Origin of the sequence: Flavobacterium sp. CG_9.1 (assembly GCF_015751645.1) — a bacterium.
Taxonomy (GTDB): domain Bacteria; phylum Bacteroidota; class Bacteroidia; order Flavobacteriales; family Flavobacteriaceae; genus Flavobacterium; species Flavobacterium xanthum.
The window spans coordinates 19,325-37,098 of record NZ_JADOVC010000003.1 but is presented as its reverse complement, the minus strand read 5'-3'; the positions used below and the strand labels follow the sequence as shown (position 1 = coordinate 37,098).

At 36.0% G+C, this 17,774-nt stretch carries 13 protein-coding genes and 1 tRNA gene; 12 read left to right on the top strand and 2 right to left on the bottom strand.

Annotated elements, in window-relative coordinates; all coding sequences use genetic code 11:
- The first annotated feature begins 35 nt into the window (after positions 1 to 35).
- Together odhB and IWX83_RS02365 are read left to right on the top strand one after the other, a co-directional pair.
- Positions 36 to 1,274 (top strand): 2-oxoglutarate dehydrogenase complex dihydrolipoyllysine-residue succinyltransferase, encoded by a 1,239-nt coding sequence (odhB, locus tag IWX83_RS02370; RefSeq protein WP_196827391.1) that lies wholly within the window; start codon positions 36 to 38, stop codon positions 1,272 to 1,274.
- 407 nt (positions 1,275 to 1,681) lie between these two features.
- Complete coding sequence (locus IWX83_RS02365) at positions 1,682 to 4,570, top strand: T9SS type A sorting domain-containing protein (protein ID WP_196827389.1); 2,889 nt, start codon at positions 1,682 to 1,684, stop codon at positions 4,568 to 4,570.
- Between the two features lie 57 nt (positions 4,571 to 4,627).
- Here the strand turns inward: IWX83_RS02365 and IWX83_RS02360 are convergent, their stop codons facing one another.
- Positions 4,628 to 5,071: a retropepsin-like aspartic protease gene (locus tag IWX83_RS02360; RefSeq protein WP_196827387.1), complete on the bottom strand. Its 444-nt coding sequence runs from the start codon at positions 5,069 to 5,071 to the stop codon at positions 4,628 to 4,630.
- A gap of 138 nt (positions 5,072 to 5,209) precedes the next feature.
- Between IWX83_RS02360 and IWX83_RS02355 the strand changes: the two genes are divergently transcribed.
- The 5 genes from IWX83_RS02355 (at position 5,210) to IWX83_RS02335 (ending at position 9,656) form a co-directional block, all read left to right on the top strand.
- On the top strand, positions 5,210 to 5,989 hold the full coding sequence (locus tag IWX83_RS02355; protein WP_196827385.1) for a TatD family hydrolase: 780 nt from the start codon (positions 5,210 to 5,212) through the stop codon (positions 5,987 to 5,989).
- Positions 5,990 to 6,054: 65 nt separating this feature from the next.
- On the top strand, positions 6,055 to 7,191 hold the full coding sequence (locus IWX83_RS02350) for a 1-acyl-sn-glycerol-3-phosphate acyltransferase (protein ID WP_196827383.1): 1,137 nt from the start codon (positions 6,055 to 6,057) through the stop codon (positions 7,189 to 7,191).
- The gene (locus tag IWX83_RS02345; RefSeq protein WP_196827539.1) at positions 7,181 to 8,209 is read left to right on the top strand and encodes an asparaginase; all 1,029 of its coding nucleotides are present in this window, start codon (positions 7,181 to 7,183) and stop codon (positions 8,207 to 8,209) included. The genes IWX83_RS02350 and IWX83_RS02345 overlap by 11 nt, the downstream gene beginning before the upstream one ends.
- A gap of 60 nt (positions 8,210 to 8,269) precedes the next feature.
- Positions 8,270 to 8,354, top strand: a tRNA-Ser gene (locus tag IWX83_RS02340).
- A gap of 600 nt (positions 8,355 to 8,954) precedes the next feature.
- Positions 8,955 to 9,656 (top strand): porin family protein, encoded by a 702-nt coding sequence (locus IWX83_RS02335; RefSeq protein ID WP_196827382.1) that lies wholly within the window; start codon positions 8,955 to 8,957, stop codon positions 9,654 to 9,656.
- On the opposite strand, the gene IWX83_RS02330 is transcribed toward IWX83_RS02335, so the two are convergent.
- The gene (locus IWX83_RS02330; protein ID WP_196827380.1) at positions 9,651 to 10,256 is read right to left on the bottom strand and encodes a hypothetical protein; all 606 of its coding nucleotides are present in this window, start codon (positions 10,254 to 10,256) and stop codon (positions 9,651 to 9,653) included. The two genes, IWX83_RS02335 and IWX83_RS02330, sit on opposite strands and share 6 nt — an antisense overlap.
- A gap of 224 nt (positions 10,257 to 10,480) precedes the next feature.
- Here IWX83_RS02330 and IWX83_RS02325 point away from each other — a divergent pair, with 224 nt between their 5' ends.
- From IWX83_RS02325 to IWX83_RS02305, 5 genes are all read left to right on the top strand, one after another.
- Positions 10,481 to 12,922, top strand: a complete 2,442-nt coding sequence (locus IWX83_RS02325) for a bifunctional UDP-N-acetylmuramoyl-tripeptide:D-alanyl-D-alanine ligase/alanine racemase (RefSeq protein ID WP_196827378.1) — start codon at positions 10,481 to 10,483, stop codon at positions 12,920 to 12,922.
- 90 nt (positions 12,923 to 13,012) lie between these two features.
- Positions 13,013 to 13,429: a large conductance mechanosensitive channel protein MscL gene (gene mscL / locus IWX83_RS02320; RefSeq protein ID WP_091172689.1), complete on the top strand. Its 417-nt coding sequence runs from the start codon at positions 13,013 to 13,015 to the stop codon at positions 13,427 to 13,429.
- Positions 13,430 to 13,810: 381 nt separating this feature from the next.
- Positions 13,811 to 14,806, top strand: a complete 996-nt coding sequence (locus IWX83_RS02315; protein WP_196827376.1) for an aspartate-semialdehyde dehydrogenase — start codon at positions 13,811 to 13,813, stop codon at positions 14,804 to 14,806.
- 155 nt (positions 14,807 to 14,961) lie between these two features.
- On the top strand, positions 14,962 to 15,306 hold the full coding sequence (locus IWX83_RS02310; RefSeq protein WP_066079479.1) for a hypothetical protein: 345 nt from the start codon (positions 14,962 to 14,964) through the stop codon (positions 15,304 to 15,306).
- 75 nt (positions 15,307 to 15,381) lie between these two features.
- The gene (locus IWX83_RS02305) at positions 15,382 to 17,766 is read left to right on the top strand and encodes a TonB-dependent receptor (RefSeq protein WP_196827374.1); all 2,385 of its coding nucleotides are present in this window, start codon (positions 15,382 to 15,384) and stop codon (positions 17,764 to 17,766) included.
- Positions 17,767 to 17,774: the final 8 nt, after the last annotated feature.

Below are 17,774 nucleotides of genomic sequence, written 5' to 3'. Positions count from 1 at the left end.
TAAAACTTAAAATTCATAATTTAAAATAATAGAACATGATTTTAGAAATGAAAGTCCCATCACCAGGGGAATCTATAAAGGAAGTTGAAATTGCAACTTGGTTGGTAAAAGATGGAGATTATGTAGAGAAAGACCAAGCCATTGCTGAGGTTGATTCTGATAAAGCAACATTAGAATTGCCTGCAGAAGCCAGCGGAATCATTACTTTGAAAGCAGAAGAAGGCGATGCTGTAGCAGTAGGAGCAGTGGTTTGCCATATTGATACGGACGGAGCTAAACCCGCAGGTGACGCAGCCGTTGCGGAAGCACCAAAAGCAGAAGCACCAAAAGCGGAAGCCCCAAAAGTAGAAGCGCCAAAAGCGGCTCCGGTAGCGGCAGCTCCAGTAGCAACTTATGCTGCGGGAACACCTTCTCCAGCAGCAAGAAAGATATTAGAAGAAAAAAACATAGCCCCAGCTTCCCTTTCAGGAACTGGAAAAGATGGACGAATCACTAAAGATGATGCTGTAAATGCAGTGCCTTCAATGGGAACGCCTACAGGTGGTTCTCGTGGGACGGAGCGTACTAAATTATCTATGTTGCGTCGTAAAGTAGCGGAGAGATTGGTTGCCGCTAAAAACGAAACAGCGATGTTGACTACTTTTAACGAAGTAAGCATGACGCCAATCAATTTGATTCGTAACGAATACAAAGAGGCGTTCAAGGCTAAACATGGTGGAGTAGGTTTAGGATACATGTCTTTCTTTACGAAAGCAGTAACCAGAGCCTTAAAATTATTTCCAGATGTAAACTCTATGATGGATGGTGATCACAAAATTGCATTCGATTTTTGTGATATTTCAATTGCGGTTTCCGGACCTAAAGGTTTAATGGTTCCTGTAGTTCGTAATGCGGAGAACTTGACTTTCCGTGGTGTTGAAGCTGATATTAAAAGATTAGCGATCAAAGCACGTGATGGTCAAATCACAGTGGATGATATGACAGGTGGAACCTTTACAATTACCAATGGTGGTGTTTTTGGAAGTATGTTGTCTACTCCAATTATCAATCCGCCGCAATCAGGAATTTTGGGAATGCATAACATTATTGAGCGTCCAATTGCCGTAAACGGTAAAGTGGAAATTCACCCAATGATGTATGTGGCACTTTCTTATGATCACCGAATTATTGACGGTCGTGAGTCTGTAGGTTTCTTAGTCGCTGTAAAAGAAGCTTTAGAAAATCCTAGGGAATTACTGTTAGAAAATAATCCTAAAAAAGCATTCGAATTGTAATCATAAGTACTTTATCCAGTTTTTAAAGTACCCATCTTAATCCCGTTTTGTTCAATAACAAAACGGGATTTTTTATGCATCCAAATTTAATTTAGTAAATAAGCATTTATTTGTCTAATTTTTTATGTTTATTGTTTTTTATTAGTAAATAAATTGCATTTAGCATAAATTTAAATCATAAAAACAGATAATTCACCTTAACATTACCACAACATCGTGAATTAAATAGCATCATATTTTTATTTAAAATACTCCTAAAATAATGTTAAGTCCCAGCACTGTCGATATTTGGGGCTAATTACAAATAAGTAATTTCTTTATTACACTGTATAGTTTTTAGATGGGTATCATTTTCAATGATGGAACAATACATTCTTAAATTTGAGAATAACTATAAACTCAAAATTATGAAGAACTTTACTTTATTTATTTTCCTGTTGGTTTTTTCAATAGGATTCTCACAAAATGCACCAATTACCTTCGAGACTGGAGCGTTTGGTGCAACATGGTCCTTTACCACTTTTGAAAATGGATCAGGAGCGGGTTACTCTAAAGTTGCCAATCCATTCCCTGGTGGAATAAACAGCTCAGCAACGGTTGGAAAATTTGTTGCAGGAAGTACCGCTTCAAACGCTGCGCCATACGCAGGGTTTGAAACTGCTCACGCTTCGGGTGCAAACGGAATTGGAACTTTTACCTTAAGCGCTTCCAACAGTATCATTAAAATAATGGTCTACAAGTCTGTTATTAGCGATGTAGCTATAAAATTTGCTATTGCAAATGGTGGTGCGCAACCAGAAATCAAAGTGCCAAATACTAAAATTAACGAGTGGGAAGAATTAACTTTTGATTTTTCGGGAAAAATAGGGTTATTTGAAACTATCAATATTGATCAAATTATTTTCTTTTTAGATTTCAATGCCAGAACAGTTGAAACTACTAGTTATTTTGATAACGTTTCCTTTTCAGCAAAGCCAGCAGCGACTGTACCTACGATTGCTGCACCAACGCCTACCCCAACAGCTGCTAATGTGATTTCATTATTTAGCGATGCTTACACCAATGTTACAGTTGACAGTTGGAGAGCAGATTGGGGACAATCAGGAAATGTATTGTCTGACATTCAAGTGGCTGGAAATAACACTAAAAAATATACAGACCTAACTTATTTTGGAGTTATAACTGAAGCTAATAAAATTGATGCCTCTTCAATGCTTAATTTTCATATTGATGTTTGGACACCTGATGTGACCACATTTAAAATTAAAATAGTTGATTTTGGTGCTGACGGTGCTTATCAAGGCGGAGATGATAAAGAGTTTGAAATTACTCGTACTTTAACTTTAAGCGGTTGGAATAGTTTAGAGATTCCGCTTTCTGAATTTACTGGTTTGACGACTAAAGCGCATATTGCACAGTTCGTGTTCTCCGGTTCTGCAGGAACAATTTTTATAGATAATGTTTATTTTAATAAAGTGGCAATAGTAGCGCCACCTGCTGCTGCACCGTATGCGCCGGTTACTTTTGAAACGGGCGAATATGGATCTACGTGGACTTTGACCTCTTTTGATAATCCTTCGGGAGGATCTACAGCATCTTTATTGGCCTCGAATCCTGATAAAACGGGAATTAACGCCTCCAATACTGCTGCTAAATTTACCGCTTTGGTTGCAGGTGCTTGGTACACAGGTTTTGAAACCGCTCATGCTTCTGGTACAAATGGAATTGGAACATTTACATTAAATGAAACCAATAGCACGGTAAAAATAATGGTATATAAAGATGTAATTAGTAAAGTAGGGATAAAATTTGCCCGTCCTGATAGTGGATCAACAGGGGAAATCACCGTTGCCAATACTAAAATAAACGAATGGGAGGAACTAACTTTTAACTTTGCCTCTAAAATAGGAGAAGGGGTTTCTACCGGAATCGATCAAATGATTGTATTTCCTGATTTTATTCCTGAAGGAACAACAAGAAGCGCGGATCATATATGTTATGTTGATAGTATTACGTTTTCTGCAAAAATAGCTGCTCCGGTTGCCGCAACGGCTCCTACTGTAGCTGCGCCCACTCCTCCAGCAAGAGCAGTGGCAGATGTGAAATCTTTGTACAGCGATGCTTATGCAGTTTACAAAGCAGGAGACTGGTATAAATGTTGGGGTCAGTCTACGGATGTTACTGAAGAACTTATTGCGACTAATAATACAAGAAAATTAAGTAATTTCAATTATCAGGGAATTACCTTGCCTGGTGCAGAAGTTTTTGATCTTTCTGATATGACGACCATGCATGTAGATTTATGGTCTTCCAGTGCAACTTCAGTTAAAATTAATCTAATAAATCCAGGTCCAGTAGAATCTGGAGTAACTTTAACCATTGCGCCAGGGTGGAATAGTTTCGACATGACGTTGAATGCTGCTAATTTTCCTGGGATAAACTTTAGTAACGTATTTCAAATGAGTTTGTCTTCTACTCCTTCTGGAACCACGGTTTATTTAGATAATTTTTATTTTTACAAGTCAACGGTGGTTGTTGCGCCAACAGAACCTACTGTTGCGGCGCCAACACCTACAACGGCGCAGGTAAATGTCATTTCTATGTTTAGTAATGCCTATGCAAACGTTCCTGTTACGACTTGGAGAACGGATTGGTCAGTTGGAAGTAGTTTGACAGATCTGCAAATCGCTGGGAATGACACAAAAAAATACACAAATTTGAATTATTTTGGCGTTGACGTTACCGGTACTATTGATGCAACACAAATGCTGTATTTTCATATTGATGTGTGGACACCAGATTTGACCGCTTTCAGAGTTAAATTAGTTGATTTTGGAGCAAATGGAGTGTATCAAGGAGGTGATGACGTAGAGTTTGAAGTGACTCGCACGCCAACTTTATCAGGATGGAACAGCTACGATATTCCATTCTCTGACTTTACCGGATTATCAACCAGAGGACATATTGCTCAGTTAGTAATGTCAGGAGCGCCAGCAGGAACGGTTTACATCGACAATGTTTATTTTAGCAAAGTAGCCACCAATTTAAGCGTTACTAATTTTGAAGCTTCAAAAGTGATGATGTATCCTAATCCGGTTACTAATTATTTAACAATTGAAGCAGATAGCGCAATCGAAAAGGTGAGTTTTTACACTATATTAGGCCAAGAAGTGCTGGTGAAAAATCCAAAAAGTAATTCTACGACCATTCAAACTAGCGAACTTTCAAAAGGAGTTTATATTGTTAGAACAGTGGTTGACGGAAAGGTAATTACCACTAAAATGATTAAAGAGTAGCAGTATTGCATTTTGTAGTATAAATAGAGCGTATCGAATTTCGATGCGCTTTTTTTTTTAGAATTTTAATAAATACAAATAGTGGTTGTAATAGTCTACAATCGCTTTGCCTTTCATCAAAATGTCGGCTCCTATAATTCCATGAACTGGTTTTGACTTATGTTGCACTAACGCCTCATTGACGTGAGATAAATCAAAAATTACAAGTTCAAAGTTAGTGTCTTTCCATGAGCCAAGCTGCAATTGATTTTTTAAAGCGAGTTGCGTAATCATTCCAGATGCGCCTGCTCCCGAAGCTTTAGTCTTAGATTTTTTTGCTTCCAAGAGAAATAAATCAATACTTTCAAATCCTACACAGCTGTTTGACGCTCCAGTGTCTAAAATAAAATTACCTATAACACCATTAATTTTTGCTTTTATCAAAAGATGCTGTGTTTTAGTGATTTTAAATTTTACTTTTTTATAATTTTCCTTTTTAAGGATATGGTGGAGGTTTTTCATTTAAGCTGAATTTATTTCACGAACTTTTTTATGTTTCGCAAAGATACATGGAGTTTGTGAAGGAATCCAACGAATCTTTTTAAAACCATTTTTTCGCCAACTTTTATTCTTGTAATTTTGTACCCTTAAACGAGACCCTTGGAAACAAAAGCAATACTTACCGATACCCACACACACCTTTACAGCGAAGAATTTGATCAAGACCGAGGCGAAATGATACAGCGTGCGCTTGATGCTGGTGTTTCACGTTTTTTTATTCCCGCCATCGATTCTACCTGTACTGAAGTGATGTATGATTTGGAAAAAAAGCATCCTGATACTGTATTCTTGATGATGGGCTTACATCCTACCTATGTTAAAGACAACTATCTGGAGGAAGTACAACATGTGGAAAACGAATTGGCCAAAAGAAAATTTTATGCGGTAGGCGAAATTGGAATCGATTTATATTGGGATAAAACCCATCTGAAGGAGCAGCAAATTGCTTTCAAAAGGCAAATACAACTAGCAAAACATTATAAATTACCCATTGTCATTCATTGTCGAGAAGCTTTTAATGAAATTTTTGAAATTTTAGAAGAGGAAAAATCACCTGAATTATTTGGTATTTTTCATTGTTTTTCGGGAACGTATCAACAGGCATTACAGGCGATTTCGCATAATATGAAGCTAGGAATAGGCGGTGTAGTAACTTTTAAAAATGGAAAAATCGACCAGTTCTTGAATCAAATTGATTTACAGCACATTGTTCTAGAGACGGATTCCCCTTATTTAGCACCTATTCCGTATCGAGGTAAAAGAAATGAGAGTAGTTATATTGTGAATGTAGCGGCTAAGTTAGCCCAGATTTACGGTCTGTCAGAAAATGAAATTGCTACGATAACCACAGAGAATTCTAAAGCTATTTTTGGGATTTAAAATAGAATTCACATTATTTTGATATTTTTTTTGTTCATTTGCCATCACAAAAATTGAGAACCCCAATGCAGAAATTTGACGCTATTCGGCCATTTTATAATTCCGAAATAAACGAAGCACTTCAGAATGTTGTTAATCATCCAATGATGAAAGCATTGATGAATTTTACTTTTCCCGGCGTAGCAGACGAAGTTTGGAAAGAGCAACTTCGAAAAACACATTCTATTCGGGATTTTCAGTGTAATTTCATTTACCAATCCGTGCAAAGAGTATTGGAAAAAAGCTCTGACGGGTTAACGACTTCTGGTTTTGAAAACTTACGACCAAACACCTCTTATTTATTCATTTCGAATCACCGCGATATTCTTTTGGATACCACATTATTGAATACGGCACTGTTTGAGCATGGTTTAGTGATGACTGCTTCAGCAATAGGAGATAATTTAGTTAAAAAATCATTTTTAAATACATTAGCAAAACTAAATCGAAACTTTCTAGTGCAGCGTGGCTTAACGCCAAGGGAAATGTTACAAAGTTCAAAGCTACTTTCAGAATATATTGGTGAGTTGTTGCTTCACGAAAATCGGTCGGTTTGGATCGCTCAACGCGAAGGAAGAACGAAAGATGGTAATGATGAAACCAATCCTGGTATATTAAAAATGTTAGGAATGGGCTCAGATGAAAAGAATTTGATGGATTATTTCAGAAAAATAAAAATTGTACCCGTTTCTATTTCTTACGAATACGATCCTACTGATGCTTTGAAAATGCCACAATTAATGGCTGAAGCCAATAATGAAGTATACATCAAGGAAAAAAATGAAGATTTCATGACGATTCTTAGTGGTGCCTTAGGACAAAAGAAACGGATTCATATTCATGTAGGGAAAGTGCTGGATACTGAAATCGACGAAATTAAAGCCGAAAATGACAGCACTAACAAACAGATAGTTGCCGTAGCACAAGTAATTGATGATGCTATTCTAGGTAATTATGAGTTGTGGCCTACCAACTTTATTGCTTATGATATTGTACACAAAACGAATCGCTACTCGCATTTATACACCGAAAATGAAAAATCATTATTCGAACGCCGACTCGAAATGCGCATTGACCATGATAATCCAGTAGCTTTGGATGGTTTTCTGGCCATGTATGCCAATCCAGTTGTGAATAAGTTAAAATACCATGATGTTGTATAAGGCTAAAATACTGTTGATCTACACCGGTGGAACCATTGGGATGAGGAAAGATTTTGAGACAGGAGCACTAAAAGCATTTAATTTTAGTAAATTACTACAGCGAATTCCAGAATTGAAACAATTGGACTGCGAAATAGAAACTATTTCGTTCGAAAATCCCATCGACTCTTCCAATATGAACCCGGAAGAATGGTCTAGAATAGCCACTATTATTGCCGATAATTATATAGAATTTGATGGATTTGTAGTGTTGCACGGGTCAGATACCATGTCTTATTCCGCATCAGCATTGAGTTTTATGCTCGAAAATTTAGCAAAGCCAGTTGTTTTTACGGGTTCCCAATTGCCAATAGGAGACTTACGTACTGATGCCAAAGAAAATTTAATCACTGCGATTCAGATCGCTTCTTTACGAGATAATGACGGGCCTGTTATTACAGAAGTGTGTCTTTATTTTGAATATAAATTATACAGAGGCAATCGAACTACAAAGATAAATGCGGAACATTTCAAAGCCTTTACATCTCCAAATTATCCTGAATTGGTCGAATCTGGAGTGCATTTAAATTTGAATCCAGAATTATTTTTGCCTAAAAATATAAATAAGGAATTTATTGTACATAAGACCTTAGATAATAATGTGGCTATTATAAAAATGTTCCCGGGTATCAGCGAGGCCGTTTTATCTGCTATTTTAGGTATTCCTGGTCTTAAAGGAATTGTTTTAGAAACCTATGGAGCTGGAAACGCCCCTACCGAAGATTGGTTTTTAAACTTACTCAAAAAAGCATTGTCCGAGGGTTTACAGGTAATCAATGTGACTCAGTGTTCTGGCGGAAGTGTTAGCATGGGACAATATGAAACCAGCACTGGAATGAAAGAAATTGGAGTGATTTCTGGAAAAGACATCACTACCGAGGCAGCAATAACAAAATTAATGTATTTATTGGGTCAAAAAATAGCAGCAAAAGACTTTAAAAACGTCTTTGAAACTTCTTTACGAGGTGAAATCGCATAATATTGATTTTTTACTTTCGAAACTCATTTTTTTTCTTGTTCTTTGCAGCCTTAATAAAATAGAGAGGTGGCCGAGTGGCTGAAGGCGCACGCTTGGAAAGCGTGTATATGGCAACATATCGAGGGTTCGAATCCCTTCCTCTCTGCAAAGAAAAAATGCTTCCTGAAAGGGGAGCATTTTTTGTTTTAAAGCGGGACAAACGTTTTAGTTTGACTATGCTTTAAAACAAAAAAGGGTCAGGCTTGGAAAGCCAAGCATTTTTTCTTTGTGAGACGCCCTCTGTGGGATCAACGGAGTTAATCCCTAATTTAAGCAGGGCAAACGTTTTATTTTGACAACGCTATAAAAAAGGATCTGGCATGCAATGCCAAGCATTAATTTCGTTGTGAGACACCCACTATGGGATCAACGGAGTTAATCCCTACTTGAAAATTACACTAGCGTGTCAAACTTTTTAGTTTGGCTTCGCCATAAAACAAAAAAGGATCTGGCATGCAATGCCAAGCATTAATTTCGTTGTGAGACACCCACTATGGGATCAACGGAGTTAATGCCATGACCGCTGCGAATAAGAGGGATCTCAATACTATTAAATCAGATTTTTTTTAAAGTAGAAAAGTAAAAGTTTATTTGTCTATAATACACTTTAGAAAACCGTCAAAATCCTATATTTGTAGAGTTATAATGAGAATTAGAATTGGACCGTGTTTGAAACAATCATATAGCAATTTAAATCAATCAAAATATGCGAATTTTTCTTAGTTGTTTTCTGCTGCTTTTAGTTGCTCCTGTTTTCTCTCAAGAAAACACAATAACTCAAGATACACTTGTTTTGAAAGTCGATTCCTTGTACCGAGAAGATCAGTTTTATTTTGCCATAACCTACAATACACTTACGGATAAGCCAGAAGGATTGTCGCAAAGTAAATTTTCTTCAGGATTTTCAGGAGGATTTTTAAGAGACATGCCAATCAATAAGAAAAGAACCATAGCTGTTGCTTCCGGTATAGGTTTTACCTACACGAATCACAATCAGAACTTGGCCATTTCTTCAACAGCTGAAACCCCGTTTTATGCCCTTATTGATCAAGAAACAAAGTATAAGAAAAATAAGTTTTCCATGCTTTCTATTGATGTTCCTGTTGAATTCAGGTGGCGCACCTCGACTTATGAAAGTCATAAATTTTGGAGAATTTATACTGGAATAAAGTTTAGTTATTTGCTGTATGACAAGTCTATTTTTGATAGCAATGCGGGAAAAGTCGAAGTTACTGGAAATAAAGATTTTAATAAATTTCAGTATGGAGCGTATGTTTCATCAGGATACAACACGATAAATCTTTATTTGTACTATGGTTTGAATCCATTGTTTCAATCGGCTAAGGTAAATGGCGAATCCATTAACATGAAGTCCTTAAATTTTGGAATTATTTTCTACATTTTATAACCATAAAACTAATAAAAGCAGTTGTGGGATAGCGCCCAGACAAAAACCTATAACCAGTTCTTTATAGGTGTGCGCTTTCATTTCTAACCGGGAAGAGGCTATGAAACCGTTGAGGAGAATTAAAATTGTAATCGTGAATATACTCTGAATACGAAGGTGCAGGCTTAAGCCAATAATAAAAACGGTCAAAGAACTAATGGCGATCAGGTGAAGACTCGCCTTAATATTAGCAAATAATAGAATCAAGGCTAACAAAGTGCTTAAAAGTCCTCCCAATAAAAAAAAATGCAATTCGGTATATCGATCAATGGTGATGCTCTTGCGCACCAATAAAATAATCAAAAAACAGTGAATGATCAATGGGATTTTGCGTTGTGATATTTTTGAAATCATAACAGAATCTATGTTTCCTGTTGCTCGCAATAGTAAAAATGCTAGGATGGGAATGAATACTGTGACGATGACAACTTGAAAAAAAACAAATATTTTTTCATGAGTAACAAAATCAGCATCATTATAAAAAAGATAAAACAGCGTGGCAATTGCCGGTATAAATATCGGATGGAAAATATAAGAAAACGATGGTAGAATTTTTTTCAAAAGGACTCATTTTTAGCTAAAAACAAATATAAGTAATCTGCTAAAATTAGTAGAGCTATTGCGACTGTTTCTTTTTCAAAAATAAACGAGATGGCTTACATTTAAAGTATATCTAACCCTTCGTTTTGAAAAGAAGTGGTATTTTTGAGGAAGTTTTATAAACGCATAAACGGTAAATCGCTTGCTTTCCAGAAAAGAAATTTACCTCAATCACTTCTAATTTCATGAGCCAGAAAATCCTAAATAGCATCCAAAAAATTCCTGCAACATTCCTAGGAAACCAAGAAAACAGAGCCTTAGACGCTGTTTCGATTGACAGTCGGTCTTTGCAAAATGGTCCTCAAACCTTATTTTTTGCCTTAATAGGAGCCAATACTGATGCACACCTTTATGTCAAGGATCTAATGGTGACTGGTGTTCGCAATTTTGTTGTGACGCACATTCCAAATGGCTGTGAGACCAAAGCTAATTTTTATGTTGTCGACGATACCTTAGTAGCCTTGCAGCAATTTGCAGCAAACTACCGCGATTTTTTCGATTTCCCTATCATTGGACTTACAGGAAGTAACGGAAAAACAATAGTAAAGGAATGGCTAAATTTTTTGCTAAGTCCTGATTTTAATGTTATTCGGAGTCCAAAAAGTTATAATTCTCAAATTGGTGTTCCCTTATCTGTTATTGCAATCAATGAGAAACACAATCTAGGAATTTTCGAGGCAGGTATTTCAACTAGTTCTGAAATGGCCAAATTAGAGGAAATTATCAAACCTACCGTTGGAGTTCTTACCAATATAGGTTCCGCACACGATCAAGGTTTTTTAAATGTCGAAGAGAAAATAAAGGAGAAAATGTCGCTTTTTGAAAATTCGAAGGTCATGATTTACCAAATCGATAAAAGGGTAGATCCTTTTGTTTGTTCAAAAACAAAGGCATTTACCTGGAGTTTTGTCAGCAAAGAGGCAGATGTTTATATTGTTAAAAAAAGTGGTTCTGACAATACGATTTTGAACGTGCAATACGGCGCTGAAAATTTTGATCTAAAAATACCGTTTCAAGACGAGGCATCCATAGAAAATGCAAGCTCGTGTCTGATGGTTTTATTGTACTTTAAATACGATATTAATACCATTCAAAACCGAATGCAACTATTGTATCCTTTCGAAATGCGTCTAAAAGTCAAGAACGGAATCAATAATTGTAGTATTATCGATGATAGTTACAGCTCCGATTTTCAATCACTAAAGATTGCATTGGATTTTCTCGAAAGTCAGAAGCAGTATGAAAAGAAAACAATTATTTTATCTGATATTTTTCAAAGTGGCTTGTCTAAGGACGAATTGTATACTAAAGTTTCTCAGTTAATTGTCTCGAATAAAATGGATCGCGTTATTGGCATCGGAGAAACAATTTCGGAGTTCAAAGATAAATTTACAAACTGTATTACTTTTAAAAACACAGCTGCATTTATTGCTGATTTTGAAAGTTTAGACTTCAGTAACGAAACTATTTTGATAAAAGGAGCGCGATCTTTCCAGTTTGAAGAAATCGTTTATTTACTGGAAGAGAAAACCCATGAAACAGTTCTGGAAATTAACCTCAATGCGATCAGTTATAACTTAAACTTTTTTAAATCCAAGCTCAAGCCAAAGGTCAAAATTATGGTAATGGTGAAGGCTTTTGGATATGGAAACGGTGGATTGGAGATTGCCAAATTACTGGAGCATCACAAAGTAGATTATTTAGGAGTGGCTTTCGCCGACGAAGGAATTTCGCTTAAAAACGGAGGTGTACAAGTGCCTATCATGGTTCTCAATCCAGAGAATACCAGTTTCGCAGCCATAATTCAACATCAGCTAGAGCCAGAGATTTACTGCTTGAAAGGATTGCATGCTTTTTTGAAAATAGCGAAACAAAAAAACTTAGAACAGTTTCCAATTCATATTAAATTTGATACGGGAATGCATCGCTTGGGGTTTGAAGAAAATACGATAGAAGAGCTTATAACAGCGCTCAAAGGGAATAATACAGTTCAAATTAAAAGTATTTTATCCCATTTGGCGACCAGTGATGATCTCGAACATATGGATTTTGCACATTCACAAATTGCTTTATTTGAAAAATTGTCTTCTAGGTTGATGTCTGAATTGCACATCAAACCTTTACGACACATTTTGAATACGTCGGGCATCAGTAATTTTCAGGAATCACAGTACGACATGGTTCGGTTGGGAATTGGTCTTTACGGAATTTCAAACGATCCCGAAGAACAGAAACAACTGGAGGATGTTGGCACATTGAAATCGGTGATTTCACAAATAAGAACCATTGCTGCGGGAGAAAGTGTGGGTTATGGAAGGAAGTTTATGGCTGAAAAACCAACAAAAATTGCTACTATTCCTATTGGATATGCCGATGGAATTTCCAGAGGTTGGGGAAATGGAGTAGGATTTGTAACCATCAAAAAAGAGAAAGCGAGTATATTAGGGAGTATTTGTATGGATATGCTAATGGTAGATGTAACTGGTATAGAATGTAAAGAGGGCGATGCGGTAATTGTTTTTGGACAAAGTCCAACTGTGGGATATATGGCTCAAAAATTAAATACCATATCGTATGAAATCCTTACTAGTATATCGCAGCGTGTGAAACGGGTGTTCTTCCGTTAATTTTTTTCAGCGTAAAAGATACAAATGTTAATTTTTTGTCTATTTTAGCTATTAAGTATCGAAAATAGGGACAATCAAAAAATGAAAATTATGGGATTTTTCAGTGATTTTAAAGCTTCTTTAATGAAAGGAGATGTTTTAAGTTTGGCAACAGCAGTTGTTATAGCGGGTGCATTTGGTAAAATTGTTGGATCCGCTGTGGATGACATCATTATGCCAATAGTAGGTTTGATAACTGGTGGAATCGATTTCACCCAGAAATTCATCACTTTAGATGGTAATAGTTATGCTGATTTACCTGCAGCAAAAGCAGCGGGTGCGGCAGTGATCACTTATGGAAATCTGGTACAAGCAATTATTAACTTTGTTATAATCGCATTTTTTGTTTTTGTGATTTTAAGAGCGGCTGAAAAAGCGAAGAAAAAAGAAGTGGTTGTTGTAGCTGCTCCGGCTGGACCAACTCAAGAAGAATTATTGACTCAGATTAGAGACTTGTTAAAAAAGTAATTTCCGCTACATTATATATTCTAATTTATCCTGAATGTGTTTTAGGACTAAACCGCTTCTTAATTGAGGCGGTTTTTCTTTAAAAGTTTATCTAAAACAGTAGCGACTATTTACCAGTAGGAAATTAAGATACATTAAGAAACACTTTAAAACTTAATTTTATTGAAATCTTAATGGTTCCAAAACAATTTAAGACCTTATTTAGGAATGTTTTAAAATCAAAAAGAAATAATTCCTTAAAAAACGGCTCTCCTGATTTGCATTTTTTCACTAAACGTTATAAATATAACATTTTGTTATTTTTTGTGAAGCTGATTGTTTTGATTTCAATATTAGTTACTTTTGTACTTCAAATTTAATATTCAATACTAAAAATATACTATGAAAATAGCAGTTGTTGGTGCTACCGGAATGGTCGGCGAAGTAATGTTGAAAGTTTTAGCAGAAAGAAATTTCATTGGTAAAAATGATGAGCTGATTCTTGTTGCATCGGAAAGATCTGTTGGCAAGCAAATAGATTATAACGGAGATATGCTTACGGTTGTGGGTTTACAAACAGCAGTTGATATGAAAGCAGATATTGCTTTGTTCTCTGCAGGTGGCGATACTTCACTGGAGTGGGCTCCAAAGTTTGCAGCAGCAGGAACAACTGTTATTGATAACTCATCAGCTTGGAGAATGGATCCGACTAAAAAATTAATTGTGCCGGAAATTAATGCTAGCGAATTAACAAAAGAAGATAAAATTATTGCAAATCCAAACTGTTCTACGATACAAATGGTATTGGTTTTGGCTCCTTTGCACAAAAAATACAACATCAAGCGTGTCATTGTTTCCACATATCAATCCATCACTGGAACAGGTGTAAAAGCAGTGCAGCAATTGGAAAATGAATATGCAGGCGTTCAAGGTGAAATGGCATATAAATATCCAATTCACAGAAATGCGATTCCACAATGCGATTCTTTTGAAGAAAATGGATACACGAAAGAAGAGATGAAACTGGTTCGTGAAACTAAAAAAATCTTAAGTGACAATACCATTGCCGTTACAGCAACTGCAGTTCGTGTGCCTATCGTAGGTGGACACAGTGAAGCGGTAAACGTAGAATTCTCGAATGATTTTGACGTAGATGAGGTAAGGAATATTTTGCATCATACTGATGGTGTGGTAGTTCAGGACAATAACGACACCTATACGTATCCAATGCCAATGTATGCACAAGGAAAAGATGCTGTTTTTGTAGGTAGAATTCGTCGGGATGAAAGCCAAGAAAACACCTTGAATATGTGGATTGTAGCGGATAACTTAAGAAAAGGAGCGGCGACAAACACCATACAAATTGCTGAATATTTGATTGCAAAGGGATTGGCGTAGTGCTTTTGGGGTTGAAAACAGCCTTATTTTGCGGCTCTTTAAGAAACTAGAATTTGGTTTTTGGGCATAATTTTTTAAATCCATTTGTTTTTATGAAATGCATATTTTGTAAAAACAAATGGATTTTTATTTCAGTATCGCTATATTTGCCAAAGATGAAAAAGAAATTTTCTATATTTAGTCTCGTGCTAACGCTGACAGTATTGCTTTCGATGCTGTTTCAGTCGGTGCATAAATACGAGCATATAGCAAAACAACTTTCTGAAATTCAATGCGTTCATGAGAAAAATTCTACTGCAGAAATAACGCATCAGCATCACAATTTTGATTTTTGTGGAATCTGTGCTTATAAATTAGGCAGCTTTACATTTTTAGTTTTTCCTACTTTTGAATTAAAATCATTAGAATTATACCCAAACAACGCTGATTTTGATTCCAAAGAAATCACGCAATTCTTTAAAGGAAGCCTTTTTGCGCTTCGTGCTCCACCAGCAGTCTAAATAGTTTTTTAAAACAATATATCATTTTCAAATCTTGGAAATGATTCACATGTTTATCTATTTTGAACAAAGAAAATGCAAACAAAAATCTATATTTTTTTCTGCTTCTGTTTGTTTTGCACCATTGGTTTTTCGCAAAATACAGTTAGTGGAAAAATTACTACTCAGCAAGGATTACCTCTTTCAGGAAGTCATGTACACATTGGGACAAAAACAGTATCCTCAGATGTTTCGGGTAACTATCTTATAAAAAGATTGCCAAAAGGGAACGTAAAAGTATATGTGTCTTTTATTGGTTTTCAGGCTATTGATACCTTAGTAAATTTAGCGGGTGACCAAGTTTTGAACTTTGCCTTAAAGGAAAATGCTGCACAGTTGCAGGAGGTGATCATCAGACAAAAAGCCAATACGCTGAACAAATCTCTTTTAGAACAAAAGATTAAAACGGAAACGATTGAGAAGTTCAGTAATCAAACCCTTGGTGATATTTTGAAGGAAATTGCAGGTGTTTCTAGTATGAAAACAGGAAGTTCTGTGGTAAAGCCGGTTATCAATGGTTTGTTTGGAAGTAGAATTCCCATCATCAATAACAATGTCCGTTTAGAAGATCAGCAATGGGGAACGGAGCACGCGCCTAATTTTGATGTAAACGCAGCGGGCAAAATTACGGTTATCAAAGGAGCGTCTGGGTTGCAATACGGTGGTGACGCGGTAGGTGGATTAGTTGTGATCGAGCCTATTTCTGTAAAAAGAGACACGCTTTTTGGGAAAACAATCCTGAATCTAGCGTCAAATGGAAGAGGCGGTTCTATCAGTTCTAGTTTGCACAAAGGAAACGACAAAGGATGGAGTTGGAACGCACTAGGAACATTCAAGTATTCAGGCGATAGAGAAGCTCCTGATTATGTGTTGTCTAATTCAGGGAATCGGGAAGCTAATTTTTCTGGCGATATAAAATTTACTGGAAAAAAATATGATGTCTCTGGATATTACAGTTTCTACAATACCACTATTGGAATTTTGAGTGCTTCGCACATAGGTAATGTCAATGATTTATACAATGCTATTAAGAATAAAGTTCCTTGGGCTGTCTATGATTTCACGTATGACATAAATAATCCTAAACAAAAAGTGCAACATCATTTAGCAAAACTGAATTACAACTATTATTTTGATCAAACAGCGTCATTGGCGGTACAGTATTCTTTTCAGTTTAATAAGCGTCTCGAGTTTGACGTTCGTAGAGGAAATTTTAATAACCTAGCTGCCTTAGACTTGGCGTTAACCACTCATGCCATAAATATAGATTATAAAAAAACGGTGCATGATTGGTCTTTAAAGTCTGGATTTAATGGCTCTTTTCAAAACAATTTTGCAAATCCAGCTACAGAAATAAGACCATTGATTCCTAATTTCGATAGAATAGAATTTGGTACGTATGGTATTGTAAACTATGATATTTCAGATAGTTTTTCTGTAGATGCTGGATTACGATATGATTTTTCACAAGTACAAGCCACTAAGTTTTACTTTAAATCCAGATGGGATGAAAGAGGCTATAACTCTGAATTTGCTGATTTTATTGTGGGCGAACAAGGCAATCAATGGTTGGCAAAGCCTAGTTTTACTTTTCATAATATTTCAGCTAGTACAGGATTTCACAAGGAATTTGGTCAAGACTTACACTGGTACACTAATGTTAGTTTGGCAACCAGAAACCCAAATCCGTCCGAGTTTTTTAGTGACGGTTTGCATCATTCAACTGGGGTCATCGAGCTCGGTGATATAGCTTTAGACAAAGAACAAGCGGTAAAATTATCGACCACCTTGCAAAAAAAATGGACAGCTTTCTCAGTTGAGGTTAATCCTTTTATAAACAGCATTCGCAATTTCATGTTCTTACGGCCTGTTGGTTTTGAAAAAAACAATCGCGGTTCGTTTCCAGTTTGGGAATACCAGCAAACTAATGCAAGGTTAGCAGGAGTTGACGTGCAAACACATTGGAAAATAAACAATCAATGGCAGCATGATTTTGCTTTGGCTTATGTAAATGGGAGAGATTTGACTAACAACGAATTCTTGATTGATATTCCACCATTAAATCTGAGTAACAAAATTCAATTTGCAAAAACGGAGTGGAATGATCTCAAACTCGAATTAAAAAGCGAAATGATAATGCGTCAAAATCAGTTTCCAGATAACAATTTCATAACCAATATTATTGTGAATAATGAATTGACTGAGGTTCTAGTAGACATTAGTACTCCGCCGCCAGCCTATCAGTTGTTGCATTTCTATTCGGAGATGAAATTCAAGACTTTCGGTAAATCTAATACAACAATCGCATTTTCTGTTCAGAATATTTTAAACACTAATTACAGGGACTACCTCAATAGGCAACGTTTTTTTGCTGATGAAATGGGTAGAAACTTTCAAATTCAATTAAAATTCAATTATTAAAAAGTAAA